16 protein-coding genes are annotated in these 17391 nt (G+C 51.9%); 14 read left to right on the top strand and 2 right to left on the bottom strand.

Annotated features, from left to right (window positions below):
• Window positions 1–92: 92 nt before the first annotated feature.
• Together ypdK and CWM52_RS03710 are read right to left on the bottom strand one after the other, a co-directional pair.
• On the bottom strand, window positions 93–164 hold the full coding sequence (gene ypdK, locus CWM52_RS03715; protein ID WP_099130696.1) for a membrane protein YpdK: 72 nt from the start codon (window positions 162–164) through the stop codon (window positions 93–95).
• A 368-nt stretch (window positions 165–532) separates the two neighbouring features.
• A complete protein-coding gene (locus CWM52_RS03710; protein WP_100682848.1) occupies window positions 533–1015 on the bottom strand; it encodes a WbuC family cupin fold metalloprotein in 483 nt (160 codons plus the stop codon).
• 635 nt (window positions 1016–1650) lie between these two features.
• On the opposite strand from CWM52_RS03710, the gene tssB reads away from it, so the two are divergent.
• The 14 genes from tssB (at window position 1651) to CWM52_RS03645 (ending at window position 17369) form a co-directional block, all read left to right on the top strand.
• Window positions 1651–2148, top strand: coding sequence for a type VI secretion system contractile sheath small subunit (tssB, locus tag CWM52_RS03705; protein ID WP_100682847.1), 498 nt, complete (start codon window positions 1651–1653; stop codon window positions 2146–2148).
• 34 nt (window positions 2149–2182) lie between these two features.
• Window positions 2183–3733 carry a type VI secretion system contractile sheath large subunit gene (gene tssC, locus CWM52_RS03700; RefSeq protein WP_100682846.1) on the top strand — a complete coding sequence of 517 codons (1551 nt, stop codon included), beginning with the start codon at window positions 2183–2185 and terminating at the stop codon, window positions 3731–3733.
• 18 nt (window positions 3734–3751) lie between these two features.
• Complete coding sequence (gene tssK / locus CWM52_RS03695; protein ID WP_100682845.1) at window positions 3752–5089, top strand: type VI secretion system baseplate subunit TssK; 1338 nt, start codon at window positions 3752–3754, stop codon at window positions 5087–5089.
• Window positions 5086–5739, top strand: a complete 654-nt coding sequence (tssL, locus tag CWM52_RS03690) for a type VI secretion system protein TssL, short form (RefSeq protein ID WP_100682844.1) — start codon at window positions 5086–5088, stop codon at window positions 5737–5739. The genes tssK and tssL overlap by 4 nt, the downstream gene beginning before the upstream one ends.
• Before the next feature lie 3 nt (window positions 5740–5742).
• A complete protein-coding gene (locus CWM52_RS03685; protein WP_100682843.1) occupies window positions 5743–7467 on the top strand; it encodes an OmpA family protein in 1725 nt (574 codons plus the stop codon).
• Window positions 7468–7471: 4 nt separating this feature from the next.
• Window positions 7472–7963 carry a type VI secretion system effector Hcp gene (gene hcp / locus CWM52_RS03680; protein WP_100682842.1) on the top strand — a complete coding sequence of 164 codons (492 nt, stop codon included), beginning with the start codon at window positions 7472–7474 and terminating at the stop codon, window positions 7961–7963.
• 169 nt (window positions 7964–8132) lie between these two features.
• The gene (tssH, locus tag CWM52_RS03675) at window positions 8133–10781 is read left to right on the top strand and encodes a type VI secretion system ATPase TssH (protein WP_100682841.1); all 2649 of its coding nucleotides are present in this window, start codon (window positions 8133–8135) and stop codon (window positions 10779–10781) included.
• 1 nt (window position 10782) lies between these two features.
• Entirely contained in the window at window positions 10783–11388 is a 606-nt protein-coding gene (locus CWM52_RS03670; RefSeq protein WP_100682840.1) for a DUF2778 domain-containing protein, read from the top strand.
• On the top strand, window positions 11385–11612 hold the full coding sequence (locus tag CWM52_RS03665; RefSeq protein WP_100682839.1) for a hypothetical protein: 228 nt from the start codon (window positions 11385–11387) through the stop codon (window positions 11610–11612). The genes CWM52_RS03670 and CWM52_RS03665 overlap by 4 nt, the downstream gene beginning before the upstream one ends.
• Window positions 11613–11638: 26 nt before the next feature.
• Window positions 11639–14275 carry a type VI secretion system Vgr family protein gene (locus tag CWM52_RS03660; RefSeq protein WP_100682838.1) on the top strand — a complete coding sequence of 879 codons (2637 nt, stop codon included), beginning with the start codon at window positions 11639–11641 and terminating at the stop codon, window positions 14273–14275.
• A 1-nt stretch (window position 14276) separates the two neighbouring features.
• A complete protein-coding gene (locus tag CWM52_RS03655; RefSeq protein ID WP_227521256.1) occupies window positions 14277–14807 on the top strand; it encodes a hypothetical protein in 531 nt (176 codons plus the stop codon).
• An 8-nt stretch (window positions 14808–14815) separates the two neighbouring features.
• Window positions 14816–15625, top strand: a complete 810-nt coding sequence (locus CWM52_RS26645; RefSeq protein WP_227521254.1) for a hypothetical protein — start codon at window positions 14816–14818, stop codon at window positions 15623–15625.
• The gene (locus tag CWM52_RS26640) at window positions 15622–16695 is read left to right on the top strand and encodes a LysM peptidoglycan-binding domain-containing protein (protein WP_227521253.1); all 1074 of its coding nucleotides are present in this window, start codon (window positions 15622–15624) and stop codon (window positions 16693–16695) included. Before CWM52_RS26645 ends, CWM52_RS26640 begins: the two co-directional genes overlap by 4 nt.
• Window positions 16692–17369 carry a hypothetical protein gene (locus tag CWM52_RS03645; RefSeq protein ID WP_100682836.1) on the top strand — a complete coding sequence of 226 codons (678 nt, stop codon included), beginning with the start codon at window positions 16692–16694 and terminating at the stop codon, window positions 17367–17369. Before CWM52_RS26640 ends, CWM52_RS03645 begins: the two co-directional genes overlap by 4 nt.
• The last annotated feature ends 22 nt before the right edge of the window (window positions 17370–17391 follow it).

Raw genomic sequence — 17391 nt, 5'->3', positions numbered from 1 at the left:
CGGATTCTTACACAGCCACTGGATCGGTCAACCGATCCTTAACTGATCGGCATTAGAGCCGCTGGCTCCCGTTTTTTTGACTCTGGCGGTGCTTAAATCATCAGGGCAAAAGTACCGGCCCAAACGATGACCATAAAAGATACGCCCATAATAAAGTATTTCACGACTCATCACTCCGCGTTCTCGGCGAAACGCCTAAATGAATTTAATCTTCATTGTTGATTCTGATCTGGCGCAGTAAAAGCTGATGATTATGACGGCCGCAGCAGGTCGAAATTCTGTGCGATAACTGCTCCAGATGGCGCTAATGTACGCCTAAAAAATGAGGGAAACAAGAGGCATTTTTTTATTAATTTTTAGCCACTTACGAGTGTCGTGGTTCGGCGACACATTAATTTCATTCGGTAATAAATTCCATTCTGGCGACGGTTTTCGCCATAGCGGCCTTTCGGCGATAGCGGCTTGATTTTGGCATGTATGCTGTTACCGGCCGCTTCCTTGCGACGGGCTCGTTTTAACCACCCCGATCAGGTCAGAGTGAGCGAATGTGTCCACCATCGCCCACTTCGGCGTGACGATACCATTCCATCAGTTCCAGCGTTCCTTCTTCACCCTCCGCTGGCGCCCACGACACATAATCTCCGGCAGCAACAGGCTGATAACCGCCGTGTTTGACCTCAAAAATGACGCCGCCGGCATCCAGCGACAGAACCGCATGCCAGGTCCCGGCATCCATCTCTAACGCCGTACACTCTTCACCTAATACGATGCGGCGAGTGACGAAACCGAGGTCATCAAAAGTCAGCACCACAAAACGGCCGCTGAGAGCCAGCAGCAGTTCAAAGGTGTGCGGATGACGGTGAGGGCGAATATAGGTTCCCGGTTCCATCGCGATCGCCAGACGTTGTACGGGATCGGTTAATTCCGGGTGAAAATTACGATGAGCGCGTAAACGAGGTGAACGCGCTGCCGCTTCGCTCTGCTGTTGCATGTCACTGAAAGTGATGTATTTCATTTAGCCGCCTGACGTGAGGTCTGAGATTGCGAATGGTTTCGCTACCGTAGATGAGCTCTGCACTGTGTGGCAGAAACCCGGTCGCCGCATTGTATCCATTCCCCTGGCCGGCGCGCACTGTTTTTCGGTTTCATCAGGCGCTATATCGCGTGGCCAGTTCAACACGCTGACGGCATTGACCTTTCGGTGACCTCCTGGAGCATGGTAGACCGTAGCAGGCTCCTTGATATATATGACGCCTTCCATAAACTCGAATGATTATTATCGTATGTCAGCGGTGTCATAATACAACTTATTCATTTTATGAATTGTATTATGACAAAGATATAGTCGGTTTTATATAACTCAATTTTTTAAAAGTAACATTTTTTCTCTCAATATATGAAGGATATTCTTATTTTGATGAGATTGTTGTTTTGAATTTTTCGAATAGTTGAGCGATTTAATCTGAAAATATAGTAATGGCGCGGTGTTTACACCATTGTTAAACATTTCACGATGGACCTGAATGTATCACTCTTTTTTTTGCCTGCTTTACCTTAACGCAAATTACTGGTTAAAATAAAAAACCCTGTCTTTTATATGGCAATGCTCTGTCCGGAAAAGGGACTAATTTATTCAGGAGATAAATATATATGTCTGAATCATTTCAGAATGAGATACCTCGTGCACGTGTAAATATAAAACTGGATCTGGTAACGGGTGGCGATAAGAAGAAAATTGAGCTGCCGTTGAAGCTCCTGAGTGTTGGTGACTTCAGCAATGGCAAGGCGCAAGGGACGCTTTCAGAGCGCGAAAAAATCAATATCACTATGAGTAATTTCAACAGCGTCCTCGCGGATCTCCATCCCAAAGTTTGTCTCACTGTTAAAAATACCCTCGCCAACGATGGGTCCGAAGAGAATGTGAAACTGGCCTTTCAGGATATGAAGGATTTTGAACCTGAGGCGGTAGCGCGGCAAATTCCACAGCTGCGTGTGATGCTTGCTATGCGTAATTTGTTACGTGATTTGAAATCCAATCTGCTGGACAACGTTACTTTCAGGAAAGAACTGGAAATCATTTTAAAAGACCCTGCTCTTTCCGATGAGCTGCGCAGTGAATTGAATGCGCTTGCCCCGGCCCAGGATTAATGTCTGGAACTTTAACGGAATATTAACGAGAAAAATGCTGATGTCAGTAAATAACGAAATCCAGAATGAGGGAAGGGCAGCGACAGTTGAAAAAATGCTGCCGCAGAACGGTGTATATGCCTCACTGTTTGACAAAATTAATTTAACTCCGGTCGCTGAAATGGGTGACCTGAATGGATTTGAAGATAATACCGTAATGGCGGAAACCTCGGCCGATGAACGTGTTACCGCCGCTGTTCAGGTTTTCATGCAGTGTCTGCACAAGTCTGGTCAGAAGGTCGAGAAGCTCGATAAGACATTACTGGACCACCATATCGCTGAACTGGATTTCCAGATCAGCCGTCAGCTTGATGAAGTCATGCACCATGACGCGTTCCAGAAAGTGGAGTCCGTGTGGCGTGGCCTTCAGTCCCTGGTGAGCAAGACTGACTTTCGCCAGAACGTGAAGCTGGAAATCCTCGATCTGTCCAAAGAAGAATTGCGGCAGGATTTCGAAGATTCTCCGGAAATTGTCCAGAGCGGCCTGTACAAACAGACCTACATCGCTGAATACGACACCCCGGGCGGTGAGCCGATTGCGGCGGTGATTTCAGCTTATGAGTTCGATGCCACCGCGCAGGACGTGGCGCTGATGCGTAATATTGCAAAAGTCTCCGCCGCCGCGCACATGCCTTTTATTGGCTCTGCGGGGCCGAAATTCTTCCTCAAAGAGTCGATGGAAGAGGTGGCGGCTATCAAAGATATCAGCAACTACTTCGACCGCGCCGAGTACATCAAGTGGAAATCCTTCCGCGAGACGGACGATTCACGCTATATCGGTCTGGTGATGCCGCGCGTGCTTGGTCGCCTGCCGTATGGTCCGGACACCGTACCGGTACGCAGTTTCAACTATGTTGAAGAAGTGAAAGGCCCGGATCACAATAAATACCTGTGGACTCATGCGTCTTTCGCCTTTGCGGCCAATATGGTGAAAAGCTTCATCAATAATGGCTGGTGCGTGCAAATTCGCGGCCCGCAGGCCGGTGGCGCAGTGAAAGACCTGCCGATCCATCTGTATGACCTCGGTACCGGCAATCAGGTGAAAATTCCGTCCGAAGTGATGATCCCGGAAACCCGCGAGTTTGAGTTCTCCAGCCTCGGCTTCATTCCGCTGTCATACTACAAAAACCGCGACTACGCGTGCTTCTTCTCTGCGAACTCCGCCCAGAAACCCGTCCTGTATGACACAGCCGATGCCACGGCCAACAGCCGCATTAACTCACGTTTGCCGTACATTTTCCTGCTGTCGCGCATCGCCCACTACCTGAAGCTGATTCAGCGCGAAAATATCGGCACCACCAAAGACCGCCGTCTGCTGGAGCTGGAGCTGAACACCTGGGTGCGTGGCCTGGTCACCGAAATGACCGATCCGGGCGATGAGCTGCAGGCATCACACCCGCTGCGCGATGCGAAAGTGGTGGTGGAAGACATCGAGGATAACCCGGGCTTCTTCCGCGTGAAGCTGTACGCGATCCCGCACTTCCAGGTGGAAGGGATGGACGTCAACCTGTCGCTGGTCTCCCGTATGCCGAAGGCCAAAGCGTAAGGTCAGGGGAAATCAGGGATGAAAATTTTTCGCCCACTTTGGGAGGACGGGGCGGTTCTGGCCCCGCAACAGTTCCAGCAGCAGGCCCGCTGGAATGCACACATTGCCGATACGGTCGCGGGGATGGGGATTTCCCATCTCTGGGGCGTGGTGAGTGCCGAATTTGATGACGCCGCTCTGGCGTTGTCGCGCCTGAATGCCACCCGTCTGGTGGTGCGCTTTCAGGATGGTACTCTGGTTGATACGAGCCTGGCAGATAATCTTCCGCCGGTCTGTGATTTATCCTCTGCCGCTGGCAGAGAGTCTGTCGACGTGGTTGTGGCACTGCCGCTGCTGAGTGCCAGTGGCGGCAATCTGGATAACGGTCAGGACAGCGAGCGTCCTAAGCGCTGGAAAGCCGAGCGCGTGGTGGTTCAGGAGCTGGCCGGGTATGAAAGCGGTGAGCTGGCCATTCTGCGTAATGCCATCACCCTTCGTTTATCCACGCAGGAAAATACCGCTTACCTGACCTGCCCTGTGGCCCGCCTGGCACGTAATGCGCAGGGGCTGTGGAGTCGTGATACGTCCTTTATCCCACCGATGCTCTCGGTTGCGGCAAGCCCTTTGCTTGTGACTGAACTGAGTGACCTGCTGGTGCGCCTGCAGGCACGACGTAAGCGTCTGATGGCGATGCGCCGTGAAAGCAACGAGCGTATGGCGGATTTTGCTGTGGCGGATGTCTCCCTGTTCTGGTTGCTCAATGCCATCAACAGCGCGGAGCCTGTGCTGGCCGAACTGCTGCAGACCCCGGGGCGTCACCCTGAGTTGCTCTACCGTGAACTGGCTCGCCTGGCGGGCAGCCTGCTGACGTTTTCACTGGAGCACGAGGCCGGGGAGATTCCTGCTTATCGGCATGATGTGCCTGAACATGTGTTCCCGCCGTTGCTGACGCTGCTTGATAAGCTGCTGGAAGCCAGCCTGCCATCACGCGTGGTCAGCATTCAGCTTGAGCGGCAGGAACAGATCTGGAAAGGCGCCCTTCACGATGCGCGCCTGCGCGAAGGGGCCGATTTCTACCTCTCCGTGCGCTCTTCCATGCCGAATCACGAGCTGCAAACGAAATTCCCGCTGTTGTGTAAGGCGGGTAGCTTTGAAGATGTCTCGGATGTGGTGAACGTGGCCCTGAGCGGAATGGTGATCAAACCGCTGACGCATGTGCCGGCGGCGATCCCTTTACGTCTTGAGAACCAGTACTTCTCCCTGGATCTGAGCTCGGAAGCGGCCCGTAGCATGCTGGAAATGGGAAGCTGCACCTTCTACACCCCGCGCTCACTGGGGGATGTGAAACTTGAACTCTTTGCGGTGCTGCGCTCATGAATAAATCCGCTCACAGTCAAATCGAACAGATTTTTTATCCGGGCTGGTTGATGGCCAGCCAGCTGCGCGGTGGACAGGTAGTCCGGGACGGAGAAGTGCTCTATCGCCGGGCCTGCCGTCTGGTTCAGGAAGCACGTACGTTGCTCTCGGATGCAGGTTACAGCGAAATCAGCCGGGATCACATGGTTTACGCCCTGTGTGCTCTGCTGGATGAGAGTGTCCTGAACCGGGGTACCACCGACGATGGCTATCTGACCTGGCGCCGCGACCCGCTGCAGGCGCATTTCTTCGGTACCCTGAACGCCGGGGAGGAACTGTGGGAGCGTATCCGCAACCTGTTGAAAGAGTCCGCACCGGACACGGCCGTACTGACCTGCATGTACCGGACCCTGCAACTGGGATTTGTCGGCCAGTACCGGGCGCAGGATGACGAGCGCCGTGAAGACGTGGTACGTGCGCTGGGTGAACGGGTGCCCGCTTTTACGCTTGCCCAGGATGCGCCGCTCGTTATCAGAGCGTCTCGCTTGCACCGCGGCCGTCGTCTGTACTGGATTTCCTGGATCCTCGGGGCGGCAGTACTGGCTGCGCTGTGGTTCTTTCTCTCTTCCTCCCTCACCGAACTGGTGAGCCAGACGGTCAGACCGGGGTAAAGGATGCGTGATGTTTACCGGAGTCTGTTAATTGTCCTGACGGGCGTACTGGCGCTGTGGCTCATCCTGGGTTTCTGGCCGCTGTCGGTCGGGAGCCGCGTGGCGCTCGTCCTGCTGGTTGTTCTGGTGTGCGGGGCGATGCTCTGGCGTCAGCACCGGGCATTACAGCTGTGGGCTCAGGCGCTCAGAGAGATTGTGGACGAGAGTCTGCCTCCGGAAGATTTTCAGGGGGCGGTCATTCTGGTGTGTGGTGATAACAGCGCGCTGTTCGCTGAGTCTGCACAGCATCGTGAAACCCGCCAGGGCTGGTATTTGCGGATAAAAGACGCAGAACAGCTGCCCTTGCTCGCCCAACATCTTAGTCAGATCCGCCCGGCGCTGGTGTCACAAATCTCGGTGTTGCTGGCGGTATTGCCTGAACGACATACCTCCGACGTCGACTTTACCCAGAGCCTGCGCGGCTGGCAGCGTGCGGTGGTGCAGAGTCGTACCGCTTCTGGCCGACTTCCGCCGCTGTGGATTGTGACCTGGGTGTCACCGCCAGCCGCCTGTGCTGATGCGGAGCCGGTCTGGTTTACCACGGTTAGTCAGCGGGCAGGGATCCAGGTGTATCAGCCCGGTCAGGGCAATCTGTCACTCATGGACTGGATCCGGGAAACGGCGGCGGGCGAGCGACTTTCCCGCCTGAGCCAGGGGCTGTGGCTTGACAGTGGACTCACCTGGCTGAACAACGCTGTCAACAGCCTGCTGTCGGTACGTCAGGGGGAATTACCTGCCCTGAAAACCTGCGTGCAGGGGTTGTGCATGGTACCTGTGAAGGGGGTTGCCTGTAACCTCTGGCAGCAGCACATCGCCACTGTCACTGCGCTGCCGCCCGATGCGACTGATAACGGGGGGCCTTTGCCGCTGCCTGAGCTCCTTCTGCCAGCGTTGCCACACCGTCGCGGCGTCAGCCGCCGGATGGTGTTCTGGCGTTATGTCGGGCTGCTGGGGGGGATTTTCCTGGCACTCGCCATGCTGGCGTCATGGATGAACAACCAGCGTTTGATCCGCAATGTCGGCGACCATCTTGCCTTGTACCACCATCTTACCGGGACACCGGTTGAGCCGAAACTCCGTGCTCAGCAGCGGCTGCGCGCCGACGGCGCACTGCTGGATGGCTGGCAGCGTCGGGGTGAGCCTGTGCGCTATCGCCTCGGGCTGTATCAGGGGCTGCGTCTGGTGCCTGCTGTTGAAGCGGCCGTGAATGACTGGGCTCCGCCATTGCCGCCACCGCCGGTTATCAAAAAAATCATTCAGGGTCCGAAAACCATCCGTCTCGACAGCATGTCGCTGTTCGACTCCGGGCAGTCCGTGCTGAAAACCGGCTCTACCAGAATGCTGGTCAACTCACTGGTGGGCGTCAAGGCAAAGCCGGGCTGGCTGATTGTGGTCGCCGGCCATACGGATAACACAGGCACCCCGCAACTGAACCAGACGCTTTCTCAGAAACGTGCCGAGGCGGTGCGCGACTGGATGCGGGACACCGGCGACGTGCCGGAAAGCTGTTTTGCGGTCCAGGGTTATGGCGCAAGCCGTCCTGCTGCAACCAACGACACCCCGGAGGGGCGCGCGCTCAACCGCCGTGTCGAAATCAGTCTGGTACCGCAGGCCAGTGCCTGCCAGATACCGGGCAAAACCCAGGCGTCATCGCAGGATGATGGCGCATCACTACACAATGGAGAGTAATTCTATGGCAATTCCTGTTTATCTTTGGCTGAAAGATGACGGCGGCGCGGACATCAAAGGGTCTGTCGACGTTCAGGACCGTGAAGGCAGCATCGAAGTGGTGGCGCAGAAGCATAACCTGTACATCCCGACCGATAACAACACCGGCAAGCTGACCGGTACCCGTATCCATACGCCGTTCCTGTTCACCAAGGAAATCGATTCGTCCAGCCCGTATCTGTACAAGGCGGTGACCACCGGTCAGACCCTCAAGTCTGCGGAATTCAAGTGGTACAAAATCAACGACGCGGGCCAGGAAGTGGAGTACTTCAACACCAGACTCGAAAAAGTGAAAGTGGTGAAAGTGAACCCACTGATGCACGACATCAAGGATCCTGCTTACGAGAAGCACAACCACCTCGAGCAGATCGAGTTGCGCTACGAAAAAATCACCTGGACCTACAAAGACGGCAACATCATTCATTCCGATTCGTGGAATGAACGCGCCACTGCATAAACCTGATGCGGGCAGGGATCCCTGTCCGCAATTTTTGCCGAACGTCTGCTGGCACGGGCTTTCAGCAAAGAACTCACAATCTGCCAGCCGACCGTATGCGCTTTGGTCCCCTTCACGGGAAACAGCGAGGGGCGGTAGCGTGTCCAGGAACCGACAAAGAGAGAGACTCATGGAAAATCCAGCCATCCTGCTGCGACGTCTGAACCCTTACTGTGCCCGCGCCATGGAAGGGGCGGCCTCGCTCTGCCAGACCCGCGCGCATGCGGAAATTCTGCCAGAACACTGGCTACTGAAACTGCTTGAGCAGGGGGAAGGAGACCTGACGGTACTGGCGCGCCGCTACGAATGGGATATGGACAGTATCTGGCAGGATTTGCTGGGCTGGCTTGATAAACAGCCGCGCTCAGTGCGCCACCGTCCACAGCTCTCGGAATGTATCCAGACGCTGATGCAGGAGGCCTGGCTGATTGCCTCCCTGAATGGTGAAGAGCAAATCCGTAGTGTGCATCTGCTGATGGCGCTGGTCGGTAAGCCTGGACTGGCCCGCTGTGACGGGCTGTGGCCACTGCTGACACTGAGTCAGAGTCAGCTGGCTCGCCTGCGTCCATTGCTTGATGCACAGTCTGACGAACGTCCGGAAGTGCAGCAGGAAGCTGAACTGGCGCAGAGTCATGACGGCGATGTGGCGTTTGTCGGGCGTCCTGTCGGCGCGCAGGTAAAAGAGGGAGAACTGAGCCCGGCACGACAGAATGCGCTGGATAAATTCACTCTCGACGTCACCGCCAGAGCGAAGGAAGGCAAAATCGACCCGGTGTTTGGCCGCGATACCGAAATCCGCCAGATGGTGGATATTCTTTCCCGTCGCCGTAAGAACAACCCGATTCTGGTCGGTGAGCCGGGCGTGGGCAAAACCGCGCTGGTGGAAGGCCTTGCATTGCGCATCGCTGAAGGCAACGTCCCGGAATCCCTCAAGCCTGTGGTGCTGCGCACTCTCGACCTCGGCTTGTTGCAGGCGGGCGCAGGCGTGAAGGGCGAATTCGAACAGCGTCTGAAAAACGTGATTGACGCCGTGCAGCAGTCACCGGTACCAGTTTTGCTGTTTATCGATGAAGCACACACTATTATTGGCGCGGGTAACCAGGCGGGCGGCGCAGATGCTGCCAACCTGCTGAAGCCCGCGCTGGCGCGCGGTGAGCTGCGCACCATCGCCGCCACCACCTGGTCTGAGTACAAACAATACTTCGAGCGTGACGCCGCGCTGGAGCGCCGCTTTCAGATGGTCAAAGTGGACGAGCCGGACGATGACGCCGCCTGCCTGATGCTGCGCGGCCTGAAGTCCCGCTATGCTGAGCACCACAACGTGCACATTACCGATGATGCAGTGCGTGCTGCCGTCACACTCTCCCGCCGTTATCTGACGGGCCGCCAGTTGCCGGATAAAGCCGTCGATTTGCTGGATACCGCCAGCGCCCGCGTGCGCATGAGTCTCGACACCGTACCGGAACCGCTGACTCGCATCCGTTCGCAGATTACCGCTCTTGAAATGGAGAAGCAGGCGCTGCTGGAAGACATTGCCGTCGGCAATCAGAGCCGCGGTGAGCGCCTGAGCGCCATCGGGCAGGAAGAAAACGCCCTTATCGTTGAGCTTGACGAACTGGAAACTCAGTACGGCCAGGCGCTGAAACTTACCGAACGGCTGCTAGAAATCCGCCAGGATATCTCCCGTCAGAGTGAGACTCATGCGTTACAACAGGAACTGAATGGTTTGCAGCAAAGCAACCCGCTGCTCTCTGTTGATGTGGATGTGCGTACTGTGGCTACCGTGATTGCCGACTGGACCGGCGTGCCGCTGTCGTCGCTGCTGAAAGATGAACAGACCGGGCTGTTGACCCTGGAAAATGAAATCAGCAAGCGCGTGGTCGGGCAGGATGTGGCGCTGGAAGCCATCGCGCAACGCCTGCGTGCAGCGAAAACCGGCCTCACGTCCGAGAATGGCCCACAGGGCGTGTTCCTGCTGGTCGGCCCGAGCGGCGTGGGGAAAACCGAAACCGCGCTGGCGCTGGCAGACGTGATGTACGGCGGCGAAAAATCGCTGATTACCATCAATCTGTCGGAATACCAGGAGCCGCACACGGTGTCGCAGCTGAAAGGCTCACCGCCGGGCTATGTCGGTTATGGTCAGGGCGGGATTCTCACCGAAGCCGTGCGCAAGCGTCCGTACAGCGTGGTGCTGCTGGATGAAGTGGAGAAAGCGCACCACGATGTGATGAATTTGTTCTATCAGGTCTTCGATCGCGGCTTTATGCGCGACGGTGAGGGCCGTGAAATCGACTTCCGCAATACCGTGATTCTGATGACCTCGAATCTCGGCAGCGACCCCCTGATGCAACTGCTGGATGAACAGCCGGATGCCACCGAAGGCGATTTGCACGAATTAATGCGACCCATTCTGAGGGACCACTTCCAGCCTGCACTGCTGGCGCGTTTCCAGACGGTGATCTATCGCCCGCTGGCGGAAGCAGCGATGCGCACTATCGTCGAAATGAAACTCGGTCAGGTCAGCAAGCGTCTGCACCGTCATTACGGTCTGACCACGCATATAGACGAGAGCCTGTTCGATGCGCTGACCGCCGCCTGCCTGCTGCCAGACACCGGCGCGCGTAACGTCGACAGTCTGCTCAACCAGCAAATTCTGCCGGTGCTGAGCCAGCAGTTGCTGAGCCATATGGCGGCGAAGCAAAAGCCGCAATCTTTGACGCTGGGGTGGAGTGAGGACGAGGGGATTGGGCTGGAGTTTAATGAGGCACACGGAGGCTGAAATGCAGATTTGCATGATGGATTACGGCAACCTGTCGGCGGATGGCAAAACGGCGTACCTGAAATGCTACGGCATCGGGACGTTTGAAGTGCTGACGGGCGTGGATTTTTATATCAATAATCCTGACTGTGCCGACCATGAAAATGCTGCTATCCCGCCGGGGACATACTGGGTCACCGACCGGCCTGCCGGCAGCTTGTACAACCGAGTCCGGGCAGAGGCGATTGATGCCTGGCATGGTTACCGAAATCATCATTCCGAATGGTTTGCCCTTTTCAGCGATAAAACTAAAAGAGACGGCATCATGGTGAATGGCCTGAACCGTACAGGATTTCGTCTTCATCCTTTGAACAGCGATGGTTCAGGTGAATCCTGGGGCTGTATCACCCTGCGCCGGTTCAGTGATTTTCAGCATCTGCGACGTCTGCTACTGCAGAGAGGAACCTTCCCGGTTCCTGGCGGCAATGGTCTGAAGGCCTATGCCCGTATCGATGTGCGTGGCACCCCGGACTACAACCAGTGCGATAAAGAGACCGAAGAAAGAAAAGAGGCTGAGAAACGCCGGACACAGCAGGCTCTGAAAAAGCGAGCGGAGAATGTCGAATGAAAATCCTGCTGTTTATTGTGCTGTTCTGGAGCGGGATCCACTTCATTCCCGATGCATGGATTGCGGGTTTTGTGAAAGCCCATATCCCGATTAGTGGTGACGGAGAAGAAGCGATGGACAGCTTTGAGATGCATATCATCGTGATTAAAACATCGTTGTGTGCTGTCGGGGCGTTCCTCCTGATGAAGCTGCTTTTCTGGATGAAAAATCAACAAAAAAAATAATCTCTTTCTCATATGGAGTCAACGCCATGAGCCTGACGGATACCCTGAACACGATGGTGACCACCGTCACCGGAAAAGCCCTGAACCGCTACCGCCTCGATATCCCTTCCTGTACGGCCGATATCGACGTGGAGGACTTCAGTGGTTCAGAAGCGATGAGCGAGCTTTACAGCTACACCATCAACTTCACCAGTGCCGACAAGAACATTGATGCCCGCCAGATGATGAGTAAGCCTGCGACCCTGACCATGGGGGCCGGCAATCTGCTTTCCCTGGCGGATCGCAAGGTGGTTCACGGGGTGGTGACGCATTTCGAGCGTACCGGAGGTTCTGCAGATGAAGCGCAGTACTGCATTGTGCTGGAGCCGTTTCTGGCGCTGCTGGGCAATCAGTTCCGCACTCACCGCTTTTTCGTCAACAAGTCGGTACCGGAAGTGGTTGCAGAGGTGCTCACGGAGCATGGCCTGAAAGGCTGGGAGTATGAGTTCACGCTCAAAGCCGACTATCCAAAGCGTGAGCAGATTAACCAGTACCAGGAAAACGACCTCGCCTTCATAGAACGTCTGCTGGCGGAGGTGGGGATTTTTTACTTCTTCACCCTGCAGCCCGACACCCAGACCGAAGTGGTGCACTTTGCGGACAAGCAGAGCGCGTGGACGTTTGGTAAAAAGCTCCCGCTGAACAGCCCGTCAGGGGCGAATGACAATGCGGCGGATTCGGTGTGGGACGTGCATGTCTGGCATAACGTGGTGGAACGTTCAGTCACTGCCAGCGACTATAACCACCGCGAAGCCCAGAACGTCCTGACGTCCGTTCCGGCGGATATGACCCGCGGTGACGGGGAAGGGAATACCTACGGCGATGTGTACCATTATCGCCCGCGTCACCTTGAACGTGGCGACAAAATCACGCCGACGGCAGAAACAGGTAACTTCTGGGCACGCCTGGAGCATGAACGCTACCTTTCCACTCAGACCACTGTAACTGGCAGCAGTACCGACCATACCCTGGGCCCGGCTCAGGTGCTGACTATCACTGAAACGGCTATCCCCCCGACGCTACCGCGTGAAACCGAAAACGGTCTCGTCATCATCAGCGCCGGTTACTCCGCCAGCCGTCAGAACGCGCTGAAGGTGGAATGGGCGGCCATGCCGTACTACGAGAACCGCTGCTGGCGTCCTGCTGCTAAAAAGCGCCCGGTGGTCAGCGGCACCCTGACGGCACGAGTGACCAGCGCCAAAGATAACGACATCTACGCCTGGCAGGATGCATCAGGCATGTACCGGGTGAAATTTGATGCTGATCGCGACGATAAACGACAGGGCATGGAAAGTATGCCGGTACGTTTTGCCAAACCTTACGGTGGTGACAAGTACGGCTTCCACTTCCCGTTGATACAGGGCACTGAAGTCGCCATCGCGTTCCATGAAGGCGATCCGGATCGTCCGTATATCGCTCACGCCCTGCACGACTCCCGTCACGTTGACCATGTCACTGAACTGAACAGCACGCGTAACGTTATCCGCACAGCGGGCCTGAGCAAGCTGCGGATGGAGGACAAGCGCGGCGAAGAGCACGTTAAGCTCAGTACGGAGTACGGTGGTAAGACCCAACTTAATTTAGGTCACAATGTAGACGCTTCCAGGAAACTTCGCGGCGAAGGTGCTGAGCTTCGTACTGACCGACACGTTTCTATCCGGGGTGGTGCCGGGGTGTTTATCACTGCAGATAAACAGCCGTTTGCCGGGGACAAGATGCTTTCCATGCAGGAGGCGATAGCCCAGCTTGAGAATGCACTGAGTATTGCCCGAAGCATGTCAGATGCAGCTGAAACCGCGCAGGCACTTCCTGCAGATATACAGAGCCAGGTGAAGTTGAGTGATGCCCTCAAAGATCTGGTGCAGCCAGGCATGGTGTTGAATGCACCAGAAGGCGTGAGTATCACCAGTCCGCAGGCAGTGCGTATGGCCTCGGGAAGCGCCAGCGTCGGGATTATGTCACAACAAAACACTGACATCAGTGCACTTAAGCGTTTTACGGTAGCTGCGGGTGAAGCCGTGAGTATGCTGGCCCGTAAGGCCGGGATGAAACTCTTTGCTGCTAAGGGCAAAGTAGAAATTCAGGCTCAGGATGATGCGCTTGATGCGATAGCCAAAAAGGATGTGACCGTAACCAGCACGGAAGGGCGGGTCGAAATCACAGCGGCGAAAGATGTTGTGCTGAAAAATCTGGATGGGTCTTTCATTCAGCTACAAGGTAAAAACATTATTCTGGGTTGTGAAGGTAATATTCTGTGGAAATGTGCCAATGCGCAGAAAATGGGTAGTGTAAGCATGAGTAGTGTTATGCCCCAGTTTCCATCTGGATATAGTGGGAAATTCACGGCATCGTCTGATGCAGGTGTTCCAGTTGCAGCTGCGGCATATATGTTGACATCGAGTAATGGGCAGAAATTATTTGGTAGAACAGACGAGAACGGTGAAACAGTCCCAGTTTACTCATCAAACCCGAATGAGCCTTTTGAACTTGAAATGATTCAAAGTGATTATTGGTACGATAGTGAGAATATTGTGGATAGAGTACATTGTTCATCATTTTCAGATATGTCATTCCAGGATGATGGTTGTCAATGCAGTGATTGTGAGGGAAATAAAAGTGCGTGATATGACTTTAAAGTTTAAATTATTGTTATGCATGTTGCCGGCTCCATTTTTTTCTTTTGCAAGTGGCACATGGAATGCTAAATCAGCACAAATGCAATGTGGCTCAGCTTTGGTAAAAGTCAGTGCTGAATGCCAGGTGAATCAGAAAAGCCCAACGGAGAATATATGCAAAAATTACCAGTTGGAAATAAAAAACGGCACGAATAATAAAGACTTTTCTTTGCCATACATCCCGAATAGCCAAAAAGTCCTCCTGGAAGGACAGGGTTATTCCTTTAATGATGTAGTTAAGCCTGGTGATTGGGTCCCCTCCACAATGAAATGCTATGATAATGAAAACATTGTGATCGGATACCATCTAGGGTTGGATGAAGAGGAGAGCGTAAAGGGTTCATTGTTGTCCTATATTGACGCCCCATTTATTGATCTTTCAGGTAACTTTATTACAGGTAACAAGCTTTCTGAGCTTAGATCTCGAGAGATAAAAAAACCATATGACAATACGAATATAGACTTTATTAGCAATCGCTGAGGTATGGTATGTCTGATTTATATGAGTATTTAAATGCCAAGAAGGGAAAAGCATATTTTGATGATCAGATTAAGCCATTTTCGCTAATCTCACTCTATCCGGATATAGATACATCCCGAAAGCTAAGAGGTAACAGCCGTACAACAGGAGATGCTGATAAAGATGTTCAAGATGCTATTATAGATATGATTATTACCATAGCTGTCCGCTATGGATTAAGTTATAAAGAGATATCATATATTTTATTAACAACTAAAGTCGAGTCCGGGTTTAACCCCGATGCGGCAGCAGGGACTACTAGTGCAGCTGGTTTAGCACAAGGAACAGTTGGTTTTATCAAAGATGCATTGACACAATCTGAAGACATTCTTGGTTTTCAGCTAGATCTTCGTAATGAAGAAGTTTTTGATGCTGAGAAAGGATGTTATGCGGTAATTTATTCATTTTTACTCAACAAGTCTAAGGTAATGGAGAGTTACACATCAGATCAAAGTGAATATTGGGAATGGCTTTATTTGTTGCATCATGATGGTGCCTATAGCTTAGGGAAATATCTGGATGGTACGCGTAAGAAAAGTGCAGATGGCAAGAAGTGGGCACTGTATATAACTAAGCATTTATCAGTTGTGGAAGGATTACTAAAAAATACTGAAGTTAATACTAAATTTAAACTGTCTACGGGAAATAACACAGCATTCAAAAACAAAAATTATATTGCTGCAATCTCTCCATTTCCAAGTTCAACATGCCCAAATTTAGTGTCAGACTATGAGAAATCTCTGGTTTTTATCACAGGCGTGACTGATGAAACGGGATGACTGAATCAGTCAATGCTATCGCAGGTTCAGAAATTGTGTTTACTATTCTTGCTGATAATTACAAAGAATTAGCTAAAGCAACTGGTGGAAAAGACACCGATGAAAAGCATAAGACTCTAACTTATACCGTTAAGAAAGGTGACACTTTATCAGCAATAGCTAAGAGCCATGGCGTATCAGTTGAGAAGCTAGCAAGAGTTAATAAGATTCATAACGTAAACATGTTACGCGTGGGTACTAAATTGAAAATACCTGGAAGTAATCAAAATCATGGGTATGTTAGCCGCTATGTTTCTGAACAAACCAAAAAAGAGATTCTCAAAAATGTTGGAGTTGAAAATGCTAATGCTAAAGCGGCCATAGAGTATTCAAGAAGTCATATCGTGTTGCCTAAAGGAAGTAAATCTGCGGACTCAGAAAAAAAAGACAATGTAATTCACATTAAAACTACGACAACCGATAAATCTGTTAATAGTAGAACTGGAAAAGAGCCTGAGAAACATCAAACAGATACGCAGGGAACATCTAAAAAAATTGAAACAAATGCTGATTTCGTACCAGTACTGATTTTTGATAAAGGCAATAGTGATAAAAAAAGAGTAAGCAGTAAAACTAAAGAAATTTTAATAAACATAGCTAAAAGTGCAGGGATTCACAAGGTTCACATTACCAGTACTCTAAGGACACCTTTGGAACAAGCGCAGGCGATGTATTCTAATGCTAAAAATTTAGGTGTGGATTCTCAGCATCATTACAAACCAGCTGGCTGGAAAGTAATTCAGGCAGGTGTGGCTACAGGCATAGAAGATCGCAATAAAGCCATTCAGGCAATGGTTGATGAAATTAATACTCTTATGAGTGACGGGCAAGTAGTATCAAGACATTGCGTTAGTGAGGAAATATATGCGCAAAGAAATGTGGTCGACATTAGCAAGTCAAGGATGAATAAACTCGCGAAACCCTTTGATAAAGCAGTTAAAGCGTACATGAAAAATAATGATGATATCTATTATATAAGTCCTTATGCTTATAACGGTGAGCCCGTTTTCCATTTGGAGGTGAGACAATGAATATAAGACTCATGCTTGTTTTTATTGTAACTCAGTTCCCTTTTTATGTTAATGCAAATATTTTAACAAATGGAGTTTATTATTCTAAATGGGTTTACTCAGAAAACAATATGGAAAAAGTGTATCCAATACTGTCTAATAAATTTAATCGCGATAAAAATGGGGTGTACTTACTTCCAGATAATGCGTCAATAATTGGTGATGAAATTTATCTACGAGTATCGGATGATACTGTAAATATATATTACAGGCAAGTGAATAATGATGGGGGCGTTGTGACAATCGGTCGTGGTGATGTCGATATTTTGGATGGTGTCTTCAGCATAAAAAACAATATATCAAATACTTTCTTTGATGGTAAGGTTCCACCTGGGAAATTCTATATCAATTATGATTTTTCAGGGAGGGACACTTCTCCCGCCCAAAAGGAAATTATTCCTTTCAAGGTTGAAAGGCCTGATGCCTTTAGCGTAGATTGCAAAAAATATTTAAAGATAAATGGTTATTATGAAAATGGACTCCCTGATTACACGGAGGATGATATTTCATACAATACAAATATATTTGCAACCGATTCAGGAATTTGCGGCCTATTGCTTAATGATGACAATGTTCGGCAAATAAAAGAAGGGCGAATTCTTTTTGAAAAATTCAATGAAACTTCTGCTTCTTGAGCTTGATCTTTCGACCAGTTAA

Source organism: Raoultella sp. T31 (assembly GCF_002806725.1).
Classification (GTDB): Bacteria; Pseudomonadota; Gammaproteobacteria; order Enterobacterales; family Enterobacteriaceae; genus Klebsiella; species Klebsiella electrica.
Note: the sequence above shows the minus strand (reverse complement) of the source record. Positions and strands in the feature narration are given on the sequence as shown.